The 19526-nt window shown below is 56.7% G+C and carries 16 protein-coding genes, 1 tRNA gene and 1 pseudogene; 10 read left to right on the top strand and 8 right to left on the bottom strand.

Annotated features, from left to right (window positions below):
• Nucleotides 1-42 precede the first annotated feature (42 nt).
• The 6 genes from DXB00_RS14035 to DXB00_RS14010 all read right to left on the bottom strand — a co-directional run bounded on the left by DXB00_RS14035 (nt 43) and on the right by DXB00_RS14010 (nt 4339).
• Nucleotides 43-118: transfer RNA gene (locus DXB00_RS14035), tRNA-Gly, on the bottom strand.
• Between the two features lie 170 nt (nt 119-288).
• Nucleotides 289-1302: an NAD(P)H-dependent glycerol-3-phosphate dehydrogenase gene (locus tag DXB00_RS14030; RefSeq protein WP_118284960.1), complete on the bottom strand. Its 1014-nt coding sequence runs from the start codon at nt 1300-1302 to the stop codon at nt 289-291.
• Nucleotide 1303: 1 nt separating this feature from the next.
• A complete protein-coding gene (plsY, locus tag DXB00_RS14025; RefSeq protein WP_118729099.1) occupies nt 1304-1939 on the bottom strand; it encodes a glycerol-3-phosphate 1-O-acyltransferase PlsY in 636 nt (211 codons plus the stop codon).
• Between the two features lie 12 nt (nt 1940-1951).
• Nucleotides 1952-3280, bottom strand: a complete 1329-nt coding sequence (der, locus tag DXB00_RS14020) for a ribosome biogenesis GTPase Der (RefSeq protein ID WP_118284961.1) — start codon at nt 3278-3280, stop codon at nt 1952-1954.
• A gap of 318 nt (nt 3281-3598) precedes the next feature.
• Nucleotides 3599-3784 (bottom strand): 50S ribosomal protein L32, encoded by a 186-nt coding sequence (gene rpmF / locus DXB00_RS14015; protein WP_110436149.1) that lies wholly within the window; start codon nt 3782-3784, stop codon nt 3599-3601.
• A 45-nt stretch (nt 3785-3829) separates the two neighbouring features.
• The gene (locus DXB00_RS14010; protein WP_117751772.1) at nt 3830-4339 is read right to left on the bottom strand and encodes a YceD family protein; all 510 of its coding nucleotides are present in this window, start codon (nt 4337-4339) and stop codon (nt 3830-3832) included.
• A 175-nt stretch (nt 4340-4514) separates the two neighbouring features.
• Between DXB00_RS14010 and DXB00_RS18020 the strand changes: the two genes are divergently transcribed.
• Nucleotides 4515-5012 (top strand): hypothetical protein, encoded by a 498-nt coding sequence (locus tag DXB00_RS18020; RefSeq protein ID WP_330427935.1) that lies wholly within the window; start codon nt 4515-4517, stop codon nt 5010-5012.
• A complete protein-coding gene (locus DXB00_RS18015; protein WP_330427936.1) occupies nt 4925-5482 on the top strand; it encodes an RluA family pseudouridine synthase in 558 nt (185 codons plus the stop codon). Before DXB00_RS18020 ends, DXB00_RS18015 begins: the two co-directional genes overlap by 88 nt.
• A gap of 87 nt (nt 5483-5569) precedes the next feature.
• On the opposite strand, the pseudogene DXB00_RS14000 reads toward DXB00_RS18015, so the two are convergent.
• Together DXB00_RS14000 and DXB00_RS13995 are read right to left on the bottom strand one after the other, a co-directional pair.
• Nucleotides 5570-7288: pseudogene (locus tag DXB00_RS14000) on the bottom strand (ammonium transporter).
• A 122-nt stretch (nt 7289-7410) separates the two neighbouring features.
• Nucleotides 7411-9489: a glutamine synthetase III family protein gene (locus DXB00_RS13995; protein ID WP_119215067.1), complete on the bottom strand. Its 2079-nt coding sequence runs from the start codon at nt 9487-9489 to the stop codon at nt 7411-7413.
• A gap of 475 nt (nt 9490-9964) precedes the next feature.
• Between DXB00_RS13995 and DXB00_RS13985 the strand changes: the two genes are divergently transcribed.
• The 8 genes from DXB00_RS13985 (at nt 9965) to DXB00_RS13950 (ending at nt 19480) form a co-directional block, all read left to right on the top strand.
• Nucleotides 9965-11062: a class II glutamine amidotransferase gene (locus tag DXB00_RS13985; protein ID WP_110436145.1), complete on the top strand. Its 1098-nt coding sequence runs from the start codon at nt 9965-9967 to the stop codon at nt 11060-11062.
• Entirely contained in the window at nt 11062-12567 is a 1506-nt protein-coding gene (locus DXB00_RS13980; RefSeq protein ID WP_110436144.1) for a glutamate synthase-related protein, read from the top strand. The genes DXB00_RS13985 and DXB00_RS13980 overlap by 1 nt, the downstream gene beginning before the upstream one ends.
• Nucleotides 12568-12586: 19 nt before the next feature.
• On the top strand, nt 12587-13315 hold the full coding sequence (locus DXB00_RS13975; RefSeq protein ID WP_118729100.1) for a glutamate synthase: 729 nt from the start codon (nt 12587-12589) through the stop codon (nt 13313-13315).
• Nucleotides 13316-13748: 433 nt separating this feature from the next.
• Nucleotides 13749-15068: a glutamine synthetase family protein gene (locus DXB00_RS13970; RefSeq protein WP_118761292.1), complete on the top strand. Its 1320-nt coding sequence runs from the start codon at nt 13749-13751 to the stop codon at nt 15066-15068.
• A 37-nt stretch (nt 15069-15105) separates the two neighbouring features.
• Entirely contained in the window at nt 15106-15678 is a 573-nt protein-coding gene (locus tag DXB00_RS13965; protein ID WP_118761291.1) for an ANTAR domain-containing response regulator, read from the top strand.
• A 175-nt stretch (nt 15679-15853) separates the two neighbouring features.
• Nucleotides 15854-16699, top strand: a complete 846-nt coding sequence (gene dapF, locus DXB00_RS13960) for a diaminopimelate epimerase (RefSeq protein ID WP_318261265.1) — start codon at nt 15854-15856, stop codon at nt 16697-16699.
• Complete coding sequence (locus DXB00_RS13955; protein WP_117489902.1) at nt 16696-18312, top strand: CTP synthase; 1617 nt, start codon at nt 16696-16698, stop codon at nt 18310-18312. The genes dapF and DXB00_RS13955 overlap by 4 nt, the downstream gene beginning before the upstream one ends.
• Complete coding sequence (locus tag DXB00_RS13950; RefSeq protein ID WP_110436138.1) at nt 18302-19480, top strand: LL-diaminopimelate aminotransferase; 1179 nt, start codon at nt 18302-18304, stop codon at nt 19478-19480. Before DXB00_RS13955 ends, DXB00_RS13950 begins: the two co-directional genes overlap by 11 nt.
• Nucleotides 19481-19526: the final 46 nt, after the last annotated feature.

The following is a 19526-nucleotide window of genomic DNA, read 5'->3' as shown; positions in this document are numbered from 1 at the left end:
CAGATGAGCTACAGCCGCATATGTGATTTTGAGAAGAAAAGGTGGAGCGGCTGACGAGGCTCGAACTCGCTACCTCCACCTTGGCAAGGTGGCGCTCTACCAGATGAGCTACAGCCGCATATTCCTTTCATCTCGCTTTTGGCTTACCGCCTCAAAGCAAGATTTATTATATCAGGTGATGTGTCCCCTGTCAACACTTTTCTTTCTTTTTTCGCAAATTTTTCCGAAATACAGAAAACCGACGGCACACACCGTCGGTTTTCTCTTTCTCTTTTCCTTTTCAGCTTCTCAGTGCACCCAGACCTCTTCGTGCTCGCCGCGGCGCGGACGATTGAGCAGATGCCGAATCGCCTCCTGTGCAGGCATGCCGCCGTACAGCACGGCATACATCGCTTCGGTGATCGGCATGGACACGCCCTGCTGCTGTGCAAGGTGATAGCCCGCCTCGGTCGCGTAATAGCCCTCGACCGTTGCACCGACCTCCTTCATCGCCTCCTGCGCAGTCGCGCCCTTGCCGATCAGGATACCGGCACGGCGGTTGCGCGAGTGCATGGAGCAGCAGGTTACGATCAGATCGCCCACACCGGACAGGCCCGCAAATGTCTCCTGCTTGGCGCCCAGCTTGACGCCCAGACGCGCAATCTCGGTCAGACCACGGGTCATGAACGCCGCCTTGGAGTTGTCGCCCAGACCCAGACCATCCGAAATACCGGCGCCGAGTGCGATAATGTTCTTGAACGCACCGCCCAGCTCACAGCCAATGATATCAGACGAGGTGTACACGCGGAAATTGGTATCGTTCATGAACGCCGCCTGCGTCAGCTCAGCCGCCGCACGACTCTCCGAAGCGGCTACGATAGCCGTCGGAATGCCGCGTGCAACCTCCTCGGCGTGCGTCGGACCGGTCAGCGCAACGACCGGATTGCTGCCGTTCATCGCGTTCGAGATGGTCTCGGAGAACCGGCAGTAGCCGTGCTTGGAGTCCAGACCCTTGCCGACGTTGACGATAACCGTATGCGGCGGCACGATCTTCGCCAGCTGCTCCGCCGTGCTCGCTACCGCGAAGGACGGCACCGCCAGCACGACCAGATCCGCCTTGGCAGCGCCGGACATGTCAGTCGTAATCTCAATGCCCTCCGGAATGACAACACCCGGCAGCAGCTTCTCGTTGCAGCGCTCGCGGTGCAGCAGGTCACACTCCTCCTGCAGATAGGTCCACGAGGTTACTTCATGTCCGTTCTGGTGCAGCAGCATCGCCAGTGCGATGCCCCAGCCACCGGTACCCAGTACAAAAACCTTCATGTTACTTCTCCTCTCCGTCAGGCGATGCTTCGATCGTCTTTTTGCTCTTAAAAGAGAATTTATTTTCCGTGCCGTGCAGGATGCGTCCGATATTCGAGCGATGCATGAAAACGACTGCCGCCGCCATGCCGAACGCCATCGCCGTCAGCACCGGATCGCGATAGAACAGCCATGTCGTGATCGGAAAGCTGACCGCGCCGAGGATCGAACCGAGCGAGATCCACTTTGTCAGCACGACCGACAGAATGAACAGCGCGAATGCAATGGCGAACACGCGCCAGTCAAAAAACGCGAGCATAACCGCGCCGACCAGCACACCCTTACCGCCCTTAAAGCCGAAATACAGCGGGAACATGTGGCCGAGGATAACAAAAATACCCGCTGTCAGCTTGCCGACCGGACCGCCGAGCGCCCAGCCGACCGAAACCGCTGCGGCACCCTTGGCAATGTCACCAAGCAGAACGAACAGCGTCTTTTTCGCACCCATCGTGCGGTACGCGTTCGTCAGGCCGGCGTTTCCGCTGCCGTAGTTGCGGATATCCTTGCCAAGCGTCACCTTGCTGACAATGATCGCAAAGCTGAGCGAGCCGAGCAGATACGCGCACACGGCAATGATCGCAAAATGCGTAAGTGTCATGTTGCCCTCTCCTTACTGCGACTTGTCGCTGCGCTCGCGGATGACCATGCGTACCGGCGTACCGGTCAGACCGAACACCTCACGGATCTGGTTTTCCAGATAACGCTGATAGGAGAAATGGAACAGACGCGCGTCATTGCAGAAGCAGACGAATGTCGGCGGGCAGGTAGAGGCCTGCGTCATATAGAAGATACGCAGACGGCGGCCCTTGTCCGTAGGCGGCTGCACACGTGCGGTTGCCTCTGCGAGAATGGCGTTGAGTCGGCCGGTCGGAATGCGCATATGGTTCTGCTCATATACCTCATGGATGAGCGAGAACAGCTTGTCCACGCGCTGACCGGTCTGCGCGGAAATGAACAGCACCGGTGCGTACGGCATGTATGCCAGACCCTCACGGACACGCAGCGTGTACTCCTTCATGGTGGAGCCGTCCTTCTCAACCAGATCCCACTTGTTTACCACGATGATGCACGCCTTACCGGCGTTGTGCGCCTCTCCGGCCACCTTGGTGTCCTGCTCGGTAACGCCTTCGGTCGCGTCAATCATGATAACGCATACATCGGCGCGCTCTACCGCCAGCAGCGAACGCATAACCGAGAATTTCTCGATCTTCTCGTCCACCTTGCTCTTCTTACGGATACCGGCGGTGTCGATGAACGTAAACTTACCGTGGGCGTTGTCCACATCGGCGTCTACGCTGTCGCGGGTCGTACCGGCGATATTGGAAACGATAACACGTTCCTCGCCGAGCACGCGGTTGAGCAGGCTGGACTTGCCGACGTTCGGCTTGCCGATGAGGGCCACACGAATGCGGTCCGCGTCCTCCTCTTCCTCGTCTGCCGGCGGGAAGTATTCGTAAGCCGCATCCAGCAGCTCACCGACACCATAGCCATGCAGCGCAGAAATACCGTACGGCTCGCCCAAACCGAGGTTGTAGAACTCATAAAACTCCGCCGGAGGATCACCCGGCTTGTCGCACTTGTTGACAGCCAGCACGAGCGGCTTGCCCGAGCGCAGCAGCATGGACGCAACGTCCTGATCGGCGGCAGTAATGCCGGTGCGCAGATCGGTGATCAGGATAATGACATCCGCATGCGAGATCGCAGTCTCTGCCTGAAAGCGCATGAACTGCAGAATCTCGTTATCGTTCGACGGCTCAATGCCGCCGGTGTCGATGACGGTGAAATCACGACCGCGCCAGTCGCTGTCAGCGTACAGGCGGTCGCGGGTAACGCCCGGCGTATCCTCAACGATGGAAAGCCGCTTGCCCGCCAAGCGGTTGAACAGCTGCGACTTGCCGACATTCGGACGACCGACGATCGCAACAATAGGCTTTGCCATAAATTCCCCTCCTTTAAGGTCAGTTTAAGACATTTGCAAACAAATTACAAGCAAGAAATTCGTTAAAAGTCGCGCGTCAGCGCGCATTCAATCGAATTTGCTTCGCAAATCCATAAAAAGCCGCAGCATGTATGTGACTTTTTATGCAAGAACACAAATCAGTGCGCCGCAAGGACGCGCCGATTTGCGCCCGGGACATATCCGAGCCGTGCTCGGTACGCCCCTTCTCGATGCAAAGGCGAGCCTTTTCATCGAAACCTGAAAAAAAATGGAGAAAGCTATCCGGCCTTCTCCATTTTTCCTGTTCTGTTTTAAGGCTTACGCTTCCTTAACGGACTTAACCTCACGACCGTTGTAATAGCCGCAGGCCTTGCACATTCTGTGCGCCAGCTTCATCTCGCCGCACTTCGGGCACTTAGCCATGCCGGGCAGAGAGAGCTTCCAGTGGGAGTTACGACGCTTGTCGCGGCGTGCCTTAGAAATTTTACCCTTAGGTACTGCCATGTTGGATACACCTCCTACTCTATCGTCTTATTTTTCAATACGAACTCATTCGCCCTTGTCGGAATCGAGCAGGGCGCGCAGCGCGGCAAATCGCGGATCGATCTGCTTTTTATCGCAATCGCAGTCGGTCACATTGCGGTCGGCGCCGCAGTGCGGACAGAGGCCTTTGCAGTCCTCTTTGCACAGATAGGTCATCTGTACCTGCAGGATCAATGCCGGCACCAATACGTCCGCAGGATCCACGCTGTCGCTGGTCAGCACAAAAAGATCGTCCTCTTCCTCCGCCTCGGGGTCATCCGAGAGCATCATGTCAGCCTCGGCTGAGAGCGGAATCTCGAGCGGTTTCAGGCAGCGTGCGCATTCGGTGGAGTAGATCGTTTCGATCGAACCCGCCAGTCTCACAACACCGCTTTCATTGGAAACCACGCCTTTGATGTGGACAGGGCTTTGAAACGGCTTCGCGCCATAGAGCTTTTCGTCCGTCAGGTCGATCGTTTCATCGAACGGAATCGACGCATGTGCAGACGCGTTCAGCTTTTTTAAGTCAATCTTCATGTCAACCTCACATGGTACTAAGATAGTATACTACAAACAATCGGTCTTTGTCAACCAAAAAATCTACAAAACACGGTATTTTTCCGAACTGTCCGCCCGCACTTTTCTTTTTTCGGAAAATGCGGTATACTGGTTTCACCCAAACGGGCAAATCAACGGAAAAGGATACCCTGCCTTGAGAGAATATTATATCACAAAAAACGACAGCGGACAACGTCTGAATAAATTTTTAGAGAAAGCTGTGCCGCTTTTATCCGGCGGCATGATGCACAAATACCTGCGATTAAAGCGCATCAAGGTCAATAACAAGCGCACTGAAGCTGCCTACAAGCTCGTCGAGGGCGATTCCGTGCAGCTTTACCTCAATGACGAATATTTTGACGCACCGAAGGAGGAAGAAGCCTTCCGCCGCATCAAAACACCGCGCGTGCGCGTCGTGTACGAGGACGAGCACATCCTGCTGGCGGATAAGGCGCCGGGCATGGTCGTTCACGCAGATGAGCACGGCGACACGGATACGCTCATCGCACACATTCAGGCGTACCTGTTTCAGTCCGGTGCGTGGAATCCGGATGATGCCGCGTCATTTGCACCAGCCTGTGCAACCGTATCGACCGCAACACCGGCGGCATCGTCATCGCGGCAAAGACCGCTGAAGCGCTGCGCATATTAAATGATAAGATCAAGGACCGTGAGATGGAAAAGCGGTATCTGTGCATCGTGCACGGCAGACCCAAGCCGCCCGAGGGACTGATCGAGAATTATCTCCGCCGTGATGAAAAGCGCAAGCAGGTCACGCTGCACAGGACCCGCGTGCCGGGTGCCAAGACCGCACGCACGCGCTACCGCACGCTCACGTCGCACGGCAGACTGTCGCTCGTGGAGTGTGAACTTCTGACCGGCCGTACGCACCAGATCCGCGCACATATGGCGTCCATCGGCTGCCCGCTGCTCGGTGACGGCAAATACGGCACGAACGAACTCAACCGTCCCTACGGCGAGACCGGTCAGGCGCTCTATGCCTATTCCCTCACCTTCCGATTTGCGCAGGACGCGGGAGCCTTGCAGTACCTCAACGGGAAAACCTTTAAGGTTAAAGATATTCCGTTCGTGAAGAAGTATTTTCCGAATTTCAAGCCGTGAGTAATGGAAAACGGAGAATGAACACAACAGTTTCATTCCGCAAAAAGAAAACACTGAGCCACCGCTCAGCGTTTTCCTTTATGCGATTTAGTTATCGTCCTGCAGGGCATCAAAGCCTTCTGCGCCGGTACGAACCTTTACGACGTTCTCCACATCGTAAACGAAGATCTTGCCGTCACCGATATGACCGGTATACAGGACCTTCTTGACCGTTTCAACAACGTTTCAACCGGAACCTTGGATACAACAACCTCCATCTTCATCTTGGGCAGCAGGGTTACGTCAACCTCAGCGCCGCGGTAATACTCGGGAGCGCCCTTCTGTACGCCGCAGCCGACTACGTTGGTCACAGTCATGCCGGATACGCCGATGGATGCCAGCGCTTCCTTCAGAACCTCAAACTTGGACTGCTTTGCGATAATAACGATCTTGCTGAGCTTATGCTCGTGCGAAGCGCCCTCGGTCGTCACCTTGGTCACCGGAACTGCCTTCTCGACCGCTACCGGAATGGTGTCCTTGATTTTTGCAGCAGTTTCGCCAGCCTTGGTGCCCAGAACAGTAGGAACGACCGGCATAAAATCTGCGTATGCGGAGGACAGGCCATGCTCAGGCTTATCCAGACCCATGATCTCCTCAGCCTCGCTTACGCGCAGGCCGATGGTGTGCTTGATAACATTGAATACGATGGTCATGGTGATCGCAACCCAAGCGATGACTGCGACTACGCCGAGAACCTGAATGCCGAAGAAGTGGAAGCCGCCGCCGTAGAATACGCCGAGAGGCTCAACCTCAGTGCCATTATAGTAAGCGAACAGGCCGGTAAGGATGGTGCCCAGTGCGCCATTGATGCAGTGCACGCCGACAGCGCCGACCGGATCATCGACCTTGAGCTTCTGATCGACAAATTCGATGCCGAATACAACGGCAAAGCCTGCGCAGATACCGATGATAACCGAACCGAACGGAGTAACCACATCGCAGCCTGCGGTGATGGCTACCAGACCTGCCAGAGAGCCGTTCAGCGTCATAGAAACGTCCGGCTTCTTGTAGCGGATCCAGGTGATGCACATAACGGTAACGGTTGCAACAGCAGCTGCCATGTTGGTGGTTACAAATACACGGGATGCAACCTCAGCACCGCCGCCCGACAGTGCAACGGTAGAACCGCCGTTGAAGCCGAACCAGCAGAACCACAGGATAAAGCAGCCGAGAGCGCCGAGCGTCAGGGAGTGACCCGGGATTGCACGAGCCTTGCCGTCCTTGGTGTACTTACCGATACGGGGACCGAGGATAGCTGCGCCGACAAAAGCTGCGACGCCGCCGACCATATGCACCGCCGTGGAGCCTGCAAAATCGTGGAAGCCAAGCTCTGCGAGCCAGCCGCCGCCCCAGATCCAGTGGCCCGAGATCGTAGATAACTGCGGAAATGATCATCGAATAAATGCAGTATGCAGAGAACTTGGTGCGCTCTGCCATCGAACCGGAAACGATGGTCGCAGCAGTTGCACAGAATACGGTCTGGAAGATCAGGGTCGTCCAGTCGTAGCCCTCACCGACAACGCCGTCAGCGAAGAAATCAAAGCCGCCGAAGAACGGGCTTGCCGCGCCGAACATGATGCCGAAGCCGAGGATCCAGAAGATCGGCGTGCCGAGCGAAAAGTCCATCAGGTTTTTCATGATGATGTTGCCGGCATTCTTTGCTCTGGTGAAGCCGGTCTCAACCATTGCGAAGCCGGCCTGCATGAAGAATACCAGCGCCGCCGCAACAAGCGTCCAGCCTACGTCCATCGACGTAGCAAGTTCCATGATATCCATTTTTAATAACCCCCTTGGAATAGAAATGGCGTGTACCTCCCCTTTCTTCTAAAAGAAAGGGAAAATACACGCCATTGTGTAAATATTAACGAATGTAAGTTTCGTTCTGTTCCTTAAACGTAGAACAGAATGTCGGAGTAGGTCGGGAACGGCCAGAACTTCTTGCCTACCAGACCCTCCAGCTTATCGGCCGGTGCACGGACTTCGTCCATCGCGGAGATGACAACATCGTGGTAGTAATGTGCTGCCTTCTGGCTATCATCGGTCGGAACGGCTGCAACAGCCTCGTCGAGCGCTGCGCTCTTGGTGTACAGCTCCTCGGTCAGCTCGGAAACCTTGCCCAGCAGACCTGCCTCCATGCCGCCGGTAACGCCTGCTGCCTTCTTGGCATTGACGGTGCCTGCCAGCTCGTTTTCAAATGCGATGCACGCCGGAGTGATCTCCTCGCGTACCATATCGCTCATGGTCATAGCCTCGATGTGCAGGATCTTGTTGTACTCCTCAAGCTGGGTCTCCATACGGGAATGGATCTCCGCAGAGGTGTAAACATTGTGCTTTGCGAACAGGTCGAGGTTCTTCTGGTCAACGTAGTGCGGGAATGCATCTGCCGCGCTCTTGAAGTTGAGCAGGCCGCGCTTCTCCGCCTCGGCAACCCAGGACTCGTCGTAGCCGTTGCCGTTGAAGATGATGCGCTTGTGCGCCTTGATCTCGCGTTTAACGAGTGCGTATACAGCAGCCTCGAAGTCCTCAGCGCCCTCCAGCTCGTCAGCGAACTGGCGGAGCTCCTCGGCAACTGCGGTATTCAGCATAACGTTTGCACACGCGATGTTGACGGCCGAACCCAGCGAACGGAACTCGAACTTGTTGCCGGTGAAAGCAAACGGAGAAGTACGGTTGCGGTCGGTGGTGTCCTTCGGGATCGGCGGAAGAACAGCAGCGCCCAGATCCATCTTGGTCTTGTAAACGTCGGTGTACTCCGCACCGGACTCGATAGAATCAAGGATCGACTGCAGCTCATCGCCGATGAACATGGAGATGATAGCCGGAGGCGCCTCGTTCGCGCCCAGACGGTGATCGTTGCCTGCGGATGCAACCGAGATGCGGAGCAGATCCTGATACTCGTCAACAGCCTTGATAACAGCGGTCAGGAACAGGATGAACTGAGTGTTCTCGCTCGGGTTCTTGCCCGGCTCGAGCAGGTTCTCGCCCCGATCGGTGGAAATGGACCAGTTGTTGTGCTTGCCGGAGCCGTTTACGCCCTCGAACGGCTTCTCATGCAGCAGGCAGGTGAAGCCATGCTTCTGCGCGACGGTACGCATGACCTCCATGGTCAGCTGGTTGTGGTCGGTCGCGATGTTGGTGGTAGAGAACACCGGCGCCATCTCGTGCTGGCACGGTGCAACCTCGTTGTGCTTGGTCTTGGAGAGGATGCCCAGCTTCCACAGCTCCTCGTCGAGCTCCTGCATGAAAGCAGCTACACGCGGACGGAGTGCGCCGAAGTAGTGATCATCCATTTCCTGACCCTTCGGCGGCATTGCACCGAACAGGGTGCGGCCGGTAAAGATCAGGTCCTTGCGCTTTGCGTAGTCCTCGCGGTCGATCAGGAAATATTCCTGCTCCGGGCCTACGGTGGTGGTTACACGCTTAACATCCTTGCCGAACAGCTTGAGGATGCGGCACGCCTGTGTGCTGATGGCGTCCATCGAGCGCAGCAGCGGCGTTTTCTTATCGAGAATCTGACCGGTGTAGGAGCAGAATGCGGTCGGAATGTAAAGGGAACCATCCTTTACAAATGCGTAGCTGGTCGGGTCCCATGCGGTGTAGCCGCGTGCCTCGAAGGTTGCGCGCAGACCGCCGGACGGGAAGGACGATGCGTCCGGTTCGCCCTTGATCAGCTCCTTGCCGGAGAACTCCATCATCACATGACCGTCATCGGTCGGCGTGATGAACGAGTCGTGCTTTTCGGCGGTGATGCCGGTCATCGGCTGGAACCAGTGCGTGTAATGGGTTGCACCCTTGCTGATCGCCCAGTCCTTCATTGCCGTTGCAACAACAGCAGCAACATCGGCGTCGATCGCGGTGCCCTCGCGCATGGTCTTCTTCAGCTTCTTGTAAACGTCCTTGGGAAGACGTTCTTTCATCACAGTGTCGTTAAACACCATGCTGCCGAACAGCTCGGGAACATTCGTAATGCTCATGAATGGTTCGCTCCTTACATATGTTAATTTTAATAGCAAACAAACTGAATAAAACAAATCAGGCGCTGCGGGTCGTGTGCCCACAGCGCCTTTGCTGTTTACACTTTGCATTATAGCCGTCCTGCCTTGCTTTGTCAAGGGAGATTATGGTGTTTTTTTCATTTTCGGAAGATTTGCTACAACATACTTAATTTTCGCTTGTCCGCACCGTCACTTCCTGTGCAAAATGCGAAAATTCACTTTTTTATGTTCTTTGCGCTTGACGATTCCCGGTTTTCTGCTATAGAATATTAAGCGAACAAAGGTGTTCGCCATAGCTGAGGATTTAAGGCTTTTGATCCTCTGCTGCGGCGAGCACCTTTTTATTTTGTTAAGCAGCCGGTACATATCGCCTTCCATCTGAAAGCACCCGCCGAAGCCTGCTTCTCTGAATCCGTAATTTCAGCGCAATATATAAGGAGGAAGCACCATGTTACAAAAAGAAGGGCAAGTCCGCATCCCCGCAGGCTGCGCGATCTCCGGTATCTTCCACAAGGACGGCACCCGTGAGAACGGCACCCGCATTATCGACTCCATCCGCACCATGCACGATCGTTCCAACGGCCTGGGCGGCGGCTTCGCCGGCTACGGCATCTACCCTGAATACGCCGATTACTATGCGTTCCATGTATTCTATGATACGCAGGCAGCCAAGGAAGAGTGCGAGCGCGAGATCGAGCGTCACTTTGACATTGTAAACCTGTCCAAGATCCCGACCCGACGTCATCCGCGCATCACGGATGCCCCGATGATCTGGCGCTACTTCGTCACGCCCCTGCCGACCAAGCTGGCAGCCAGCCAGCTCGAGGAGCGTGAGTTCACCTCCCGCTTTGTCATCCGCATCAATCACACGCTGAACGGCGCTTACATCTTCTCCTCCGGCAAGAACATGGGCGTTTTCAAGGCAAACGGCTTTCCCGAGGACGTTGGCGAGTACTATATGCTGGAAAACTACGAGGCCTACTCCTGGACCTGCCATGGCCGTTATCCGACCAACACACCGGGCTGGTGGGGCGGCGCGCACCCGTTTGCACTGCTCGACACCACGGTCGTTCACAACGGCGAGATTTCCTCTTATGATGCAAACCGCCGCTTCATTGAGATGTTCGGCTACTCCTGCGACCTGCTGACCGACACCGAGGTCATCACCTACATTATTGATTACCTCGGCCGCAAGCTGGGCCTGACGTACAGCGAGATTGCAAATGTCATTGCGGCTCCGTTCTGGTCCACCATTGAAAAGCAGGAGCCGAAGGAGCGCGAGCGTCTCACCTATCTACGCAATGCCTTCGCTTCCCTGATGGTTACCGGTCCGTTCTCCATTCTGGTCGGCTACACCGGCGGCCTGATGGCGCTCAACGACCGACTCAAGCTGCGCAGCATGGTTGTCGGCGAAAAGGACGACACCGTATACATCGCCTCCGAGGAATGCGCGATCCGCGTCATCCAGCCTGAGCTAGATAAGCTGTGGGCGCCCAAGGGCGGCGAGCCGGTCATCGTTAATCTGAAGAACGGAGGGAACCAGTAATGGCTATCGATTTCTTATATCCGCAGTATGAGGTCGTCCGCAACAACGACCGCTGCATCAACTGCCGCGCCTGTGAGCGTCAGTGCGCGAACGAAGTACACTTTTGGGACGCCGACAACAACCGCATGCAGGCGGACGAGTCCAAGTGCGTAGCCTGCCACCGCTGCGTAGCGCTGTGCCCGACCCGTGCCCTTAAAATCGTAAAGACCGACCACACGTTCCGCGAGAACGCCAACTGGACCGGCAAGGCGATCTCCGAGGTTTACCGTCAGGCAGGCTCGGGCGGCGTGCTGCTGTCCTCGATGGGCAACCCGGACCCGCACCCCATCTACTGGGATAAAATTCTCATCAACGCTTCGCAGGTTACCAATCCGTCCATCGACCCGCTGCGCGAGCCGATGGAGACCAAGACCTTCCTCGGCAAAAAGCCGGGCAAGATTGAGCGTGACGAGAACGGCAATCTGGTTCCCAATCTGGCGCCGCAGCTGGAGCTCAACCTGCCGATCATGTTCTCCGCAATGAGCTACGGCTCGATCTCCTACAACGCACATGCCGCACTCGCACGCGCTGCAAGCGCGCTCGGCACCTATTATAATACCGGTGAGGGTGGTCTGCATCAGGACTTCTACCAGTACGGCCCGCACACCATCGTGCAGGTTGCATCCGGCCGTTTCGGCGTACATAAGGATTACCTCGAAGCCGGTGCTGCCATTGAAATCAAGATGGGTCAGGGCGCAAAGCCGGGTATCGGCGGCCATCTGCCCGGACTCAAGGTCGGCCCGGATATCTCCAAGACCCGTATGATCCCGGAGGGCACGGACGCGATCTCTCCGGCGCCGCATCATGATATCTACTCCATCGAGGACCTGCGTCAGCTGGTTTACTCGCTGAAGGAGGCTACCGAATATAAGAAGCCGGTTATGGTCAAGATTGCAGCCGTAAATAATGTAGCAGCAGTCGCTTCCGGCGTGGCCCGCTCGGGTGCAGACATCATCTGCATCGACGGCTACCGCGGCGGCACCGGTGCGGCTCCGACCCGCATCCGCGACAACGTCGGCATCCCGATCGAGCTGGCGCTCGCCGCTGTCGATCAGCGTCTGCGCGATGAGGGCATCCGTGATGAGGTTTCGGTCGTTGTCGGCGGCTCCATCCGCAACTCCGCCGATCTGCTCAAGGCCATCGCGCTCGGCGCGGACGCATGCTACATCGGCACCGCGGCTCTGCTGGCAATGGGCTGCCACCTGTGCCGCACCTGCCAGACCGGCAAGTGCAACTGGGGCATTGCAACCCAGCGTCCGGAGCTGGTCAAGCGCTTGAATCCGGATATCGGCTCCCAGCGTCTCATCAACCTGCTCACTGCATGGGATCACGAGCTCAAGGAAATGATGGGCGGCATGGGCATCAACTCCATCGAGGCACTGCGCGGCAACCGTCTTATGCTGCGCGGCATCGGCCTGACCGACCGTGAGCTGAACATCCTCGGCATCAAGCACGCAGGCGAATAAGCACAGGAGGTGCGCGAAAATGACAACTGTACAGGCAGGACTTACCTATTATAAACAAGTAAACGAGCAGATCCGCGCAGCGCAGGACAGCGAGATCACGGTTGAGAACGTGATCGGCCAGCGCTACATCGGCTGCGGCTCCACCGACCGCAAGATCACCGTGCACGGCACGGCAGGCAACGGTCTCGGCCAGTATCTGAACGGCTCCACCATTGAGGTCTTCGGCAACGCGCAGGAGGCCGTCGGCGACACCATGAACGCCGGTGAGATCGTTGTGCACGGCAACGTCGGCGACGCCTGCGGCTACGCGATGCGCGGCGGCAAGATCTATATCAAGGGCGACTGCGGCTACCGCGCCGGTATTCACATGAAAGCCTACCAGCAGCACTTCCCTGTTATGGTAGTCGGCGGCAAGGCGGGTTCGTTCCTCGGCGAGTATCTCGCCGGCGGTCTCATCCTTGTGCTCGGCATCGGCCAGAACGGCGCGTACCCGGTCAACAATTTCTGCGGAACCGGTATGCACGGCGGCAAAATTGTGTTAAGATGTGATAAAGCACCGACCGATCTGCCGCGTCAGGTCCTCGTGAGCGAGGTCTCCGCGGACGATATGACCGAATTTGCACCGTATATCAAGGAATACGCGCAGCTGTTCGATGCAGACGCGGAGAATCTGCTTTCGCAGAAGTATTTCGTCCTCACGCCGAACCCGGAGGCTGGGTATAAGCAGCTTTATACCTTTGAGGCTTGATTTTGCTCTCAGAGTGAAAAACTCCTGCAAGGCAGGAGTTGGAAATGAGGAGATGGGAGTTACCTGATAGGTGTAACTCGCAGGTGCCGTCCGTAACAACACGCAAACGAATTGTGCGACACTGTTCTGTCGCACCTGCGTTGATTTAACCGTATGTGTAGCAGAACGGTATCTGACACTGTGTATGGGTTTCGACAGGGGAGTACACTGTGCTCCCCTGCGGTAGAAAAAATCCTCTGCCGTTCCCCTTTTCGGAGCGGTCGCCGCTCTCTGATTTTCGCCAGACTATGAAATAAAGGAAACTGGAGTCCCAAGAGGATAGAAACCTTGGTGTCTATCCTTTTGGTGCCCCAGCCAAGGTTTGGCACCCATTCCGCATTCTTTAGCAAAAAATTTATTCCTCAAGATACATTATGAAAAGGAGGCTTGCCCTATGGACACCACCATGAGCGAAGTCGTACAATTTATTCAGGAGAACGACGTAAAGTTCATTCGTCTTGCGTTTTGCGATATTTTCGGCAACCAGAAGAACATCGCCATCATGCCGACCGAGCTGGAACGCGCTTTCGAGCAGGGCATCCACTTCAACGCCGCCGCACTGCGCGGCTTCCTCAACGTGGATGCCTCCGACCTGCTGCTGTTCCCCGATCCGGCAACGCTTTCCGTTCTGCCGTGGCGTCCGGCTCAGGGCCGCGTGGTGCGCTTTTACTGCGACATCCGCTATCCGGACGGCACGCCGTTCGAGGGCGACGGCCGTCATTTGCTGCGCGAGGCTAACCGCCGTGCACGCCGTGCAGGCTATTCCCTCACCATCGGCACGGCAAGCGAGTTTTACCTGTTCGAGCTGGATGAAAACGGCCATCCAACCACCATTCCGCACGATCACGGCGAGTATTTCGATGTAGCGCCGCTTGACAAGGCGGAAAACGTGCGCCGTCAGATCTGCCTGACGCTCGAGGAGATGAACATCCAGCCGGAGTCCTCCCACCACGAGCAGGGCCCCGGCCAGAACGAGGTTGACTTCCGCTACGCCGAAGCTCTTGAAGCGGCAGACAATTTCGTCACCTTCAAGTGGGTCGTCAAGTCCATGGCATCCTCAAGCGGCCTGTTTGCGTCCTTCCTGCCCAAGCCGCTCCCGCATGCGCCGGGCAGCGGACTGCATCTGTCTGTTTCGATAAACAAAAACGGCAAGAACCTGTTCCAGCCCTCGTTTGAAGAATCTGCCGAGGGCCAGAGCTTTGTGGCGGGCATTCTGCAGCGTGCCGCCGAGATGACCATCTTCTGCAATCCGCTCACCAACTCATTCCAGCGTCTGGGTGAGTTTGAAGCGCCGAAGTACATCACATGGTCACACCAGAACCGCTGTCCGCTCATCACCGTGCCGCTGACCGGTGATCACTCCGCCAACCGCATGAAGCTGCGTGCGTTCGACGGCTGCATTAACCCGTACATCGTATTTGCCCTGCTCATCCACGCCGGTCTTGACGGTATCGAGCAGGGACTGCCCCTGCCGCCCGCCTGCGACGAAAACCTGTTCACCGCTTCCAATGAAGTGCGTGCCAGATACGAAGCACTGCCCGGCGCCCTGTGCGACGCGATCCGCATCGCCAAGGACAGCGACTTTATCACCAAGTACCTGCCCGAAAAGGCACGCACAGCCTTTTTCGCCGCCAAGCAGGCCGAACACGACCGCATCGTACTTGCCGACGACCGCACGGCTGCCGAACGCTCCCTCTATTTTGAACGCTACTAATCCCGCATAATACCGTTTGAAAGGAGGAGCACACCGCATGGAACGCATTCTTCTCGTTTCTGCAACCGAAAAATCCCGCACCATGCTTTCTCAGTTTTTAACGTCCTGCGGCGTACAGGCTCAGCTTGCACCTGCTTCCTCCGGTGCGGAGGCCCGGCGCATGCTGGTGGACGGCTCGTTTGATCTAATCCTCGTTAACACGCCGCTGCCCGATGAATTCGGGCATGATATGGCGCAGCAGGCTGCAAATGATACGCTTTCCGGCGTGATCCTGCTCGCTAAGGCCGAGATTGCGGACAGTGTTGCCGAAAAGGTCGAGGACGACGGCGTGTTCGTCGTACCCAAGCCACTCTCGCGCGTGCTGTTCATGCAGGCGCTCCGCATGACGCGCGCCGCACGCAGCCGTCTGACCGGCCTGCAGAGCGAAAACCGCCGTCTGCAAAAGCGCATTGAGGATATCCGTCAGGTAGACCGCGCCAAGTGTCTGCTCATCGAGTGCTGCGGCATGACCGAGCCGGAGGCGCATTCCTACATCGAACAGCAGGCTATGAACCAGCGCCGCTCCAAGCGAGACATCGCCGAGGACATCATCGGCGGAAAAACGCCGTGATTTGTGCGATACCGCTTAAAAACATCTCATATCTCACGCGAAAATTTTTTCGGTTTTTTCGATTTTATAGAGAAATTCCCGACAGATTATGATATACTAAATGGTGTATGAGCAGAGAAGCTCTGTCTTTCCCTGCCTATATGCCATTTTGTTATTTTCTAAGGAGGGAATCCGTGTGAAGCTGGCTTTCACCAAGATGCACGGCTGCGGCAACAATTATATCTATTTTAATTGCTTCGACCAGACTGTGCCCGATCCCGAGTCGCTTTCGATCAAGCTCAGTGAACCGCACTTCGGTATCGGCGGCGACGGCATTATCCTTATTTCTCCTTCCGACAAGGCGGATGCGCAGATGCGCATCTTCAACGCCGACGGCTCGGAGGGAAAAATGTGCGGTAACGGCATCCGCTGCGTGGGCAAGTACCTGTACGACAACGGCATGACCGATGGCCGCACCACCATCACCATTGACACGCTTTCCGGCGTAAAAACGCTTGAGCTGACCGTCAAGGACGGCAAAATGCAGTCCGCCCGCGTGGACATGGGTGCAGCCATTCTTGCTCCGCGGGAGATTCCCGTTGATATGGACGGCGAGAATGTCATCAGCGCACCCATCGTTGTGGATGAAAAGGTCTACCACATGACCTGCGTTTCCATGGGCAACCCGCACTGCGTTATCTTCCAGAAGGAGGATGTGGACGACCTCGACCTTACGCGCATCGGACCCAAGTTTGAGCATCATCCGCTGTTTCCGGAGCGTGTCAACACCGAGTTTGTCAACGTCCTGCCGGACGGCAGCCTGAAAATGCGCGTCTGGGAGCGCGGCTCCGGTGAAACGTGGGCGTGCGGCACCGGCTCCTGTGCGACCGGCGTGGCAGCATGTCTGAACGGCTTTGCAAACAAAAACGAGGATATCGTCGTGCACCTGCGCGGCGGCGACCTCACCATTCGCTATACAGATGAAACCGTGTTCATGACGGGCGCGGCAACGACCGTATTCAAGGGGGAAATTGAGATATGACAAAGTACATCTTCGTGACCGGCGGCGTAGTTTCCGGTCTGGGCAAGGGCATTACTGCCGCATCTCTCGGCCGTCTGCTGAAAAGCCGCGGCCTGAAAATTGCAGCGCAGAAGCTCGATCCCTACATCAACGTAGATCCGGGCACGATGAGCCCGTTCCAGCACGGCGAGGTTTACGTTACCGACGACGGCGCAGAGACCGACCTCGACCTCGGCCACTACGAGCGCTTCATCGACGAGGACCTGAACAAGTTCTCCAACCTGACCACCGGCAAGGTATACTGGAATGTTCTGAACAAGGAGCGCGCCGGCGAGTACCTCGGTGAGACCGTGCAGGTTATTCCGCACATCACCAACGAGATCAAGTCCTTCATCTACTCGGTAGGCAAAAAGACCTCGGCTGACGTTGTTATCACCGAGATTGGCGGCACCACCGGCGATATTGAGTCCCAGCCGTTCCTCGAGGCGATCCGTCAGGTTGCTGCTGAGGTTGGCCGCCGCAACTGCCTGTTCATCCATGTAACACTGGTTCCGTTCATCTCCGGCTCCAATGAGCCGAAGTCCAAGCCGACCCAGCACTCGGTTAAGGAGCTGCGCGGTCTGGGCATCTCTCCGGACATTATCGTAGCCCGCGTTGACCAGCCGATGGATGACGATATCAAGCGCAAGATTTCCATGTTCTGCACCGTGCCAGAGGACTGCGTAATCGAAAACCGCACCCTGCCGGTTCTGTATCAGGCACCGATGATGCTCGAGGAGAGCCATCTGTCCGACATCGTCTGCCGTGAGCTGTCCATCGGCGCAGGCAAGGGCGATATGACCGAGTGGCAGGAAATGCTCGAGCGCATCGCAGCCCGCAAGGACCATGTGAAGATCGCGCTGGTCGGCAAGTACGTCAAGCTGCACGACGCATACCTTTCGGTTGCAGAGGCACTGCAGCACGGCGGCTACGAGACCGGCTGCTTCGTCGATATCGACTGGGTAGACTCCGAAGAGATCAACGACTCCACCGTGGACAAGCTGCTCGGTGAGGTTGACGGCATCATCCTGCCGGGCGGCTTCGGCGCACGCGGCGTGGAAGGCATGATCTGTGCAGCAAACTATGCCCGCACGCAGGGTATCCCCTACTTCGGCATCTGCCTCGGCATGCAGATCGCGGTTATGAGCTACGCACGCAACGTGCTCGGCTACGCGGATGCAAACTCCAGCGAGTTTGACCCGGATTCCACCCATCCGGTCATCGACCTGATGGAGAGCCAGCAGGGCATCTCCAAGAAGGGCGGCACGATGCGTCTGGGCGCTTATCCGTGCAAGATCCGTCCGAATACTATCATGGCATCGGCGTACGGCGAGGAAATGATTTCCGAGCGTCACCGCCACCGTTACGAGTTCAACAACAATTTCCGCGAGGAGATTGAAAATAAGGGCATGCAGATCACGGGCACCTCGCCGACCGGCGAGCTTGTGGAGACCGTTGAGATCCCGAACCATCCGTTCTATATCGGCGTACAGTTCCACCCCGAGTTCAAGTCCCGTCCCAACCGCGCTCATCCCCTGTTCAAGGCGTTCGTCGCGGCATCTCTGAAAAGGAGCCAGAACAACAATGCAGACTAACAAGAACTACGACAATCTCGAGCAGAGCTATCTGTTCTCCACCATCGCACGCAAGGTGCGTGAGTACTCCGAAGCACATCCGGAGGCTGATATCATCCGTCTGGGTATCGGCGACGTAACCCGTCCGCTGGTACCGGCTGTTATCGACGCACTGCACGCAGCCGTTGAGGATCAGGCCAAGCAGGAGACCTTCCACGGCTACGGCGATGAGCAGGGCTACGGCTTCCTGCACGAAGCACTGGTCGGCTACTACAAGTCCCACGGCGTAGAGCTCGCCACCAATGAGATCTTCATCTCGGACGGTGCAAAGAGCGACCTCGGCAACATTCTCGACATTTTCGGCACTGACAACACTGTTCTGGTTCCGGACCCGGTTTACCCGGTTTACGTTGATACCAACGTTATGGCGGGCCGCAAGATCGTATTCGCTGACGCAAATGAGGCAAACGGCTTCCTGCCGCTGCCGGACGAGTCCGTTCAGTGCGACATCATCTATATCTGCTCTCCGAACAACCCGACCGGCGCTGCTTATGACCGTGCAGGTCTGAAGGCTTGGGTAGATTACGCCAACAAGCAGAACGCCGTTATCCTGTATGACGCAGCTTACGAGTGCTTCATCGAGGATGAGACTCTGCCGCGCTCCATTTACGAGATCGAAGGTGCTAAGTCCTGTGCGATCGAGTTCTGCTCCTTCTCCAAGATGGCAGGCTTCACCGGCACCCGCTGCGGCTGGACCGTTGTTCCGACCGCTCTGCTGGACGGCAAGCTGAACAAGATGTGGCTGCGCCGTCAGACCACCAAGTTCAACGGCGTTCCGTATATCGTACAGAAGGGCGCTGCTGCCTGCTTCACCGAGGAAGGCATGAAGCAGATCAAGGAGACCCTCGGCTACTACAAGCAGAACGCTAAGGTTCTCGCTGCGACCCTCGATGAGCTGGGTATCTGGTACACCGGCGGCAAGAGCAGCCCGTACCTGTGGCTCAAGTGCCCGAACGGCATGGATTCGTGGACGTTCTTCGACTACCTGCTTGAGAATGCCAACGTCGTTGGTACGCCGGGTGCAGGCTTCGGCAAGAATGGTGACGGCTTCTTCCGTCTGACCGCATTCGGCGATCAGGCACGCACCAAGGAAGCTGCTGAGCGTCTGAAGAAGCTGCTCCAGAAGTAAGTTTCCGCAATATCGCATAATCAAAGAGCTGTCCCGCGCGGACAGC

Origin of the sequence: Butyricicoccus sp. OF10-2 (genome assembly GCF_003481925.1) — a bacterium.
In the GTDB taxonomy this organism is placed as follows: domain Bacteria; phylum Bacillota; class Clostridia; order Oscillospirales; family Butyricicoccaceae; genus Agathobaculum; species Agathobaculum butyriciproducens.
Note: the sequence above shows the minus strand (reverse complement) of the source record. Positions and strands in the feature narration are given on the sequence as shown.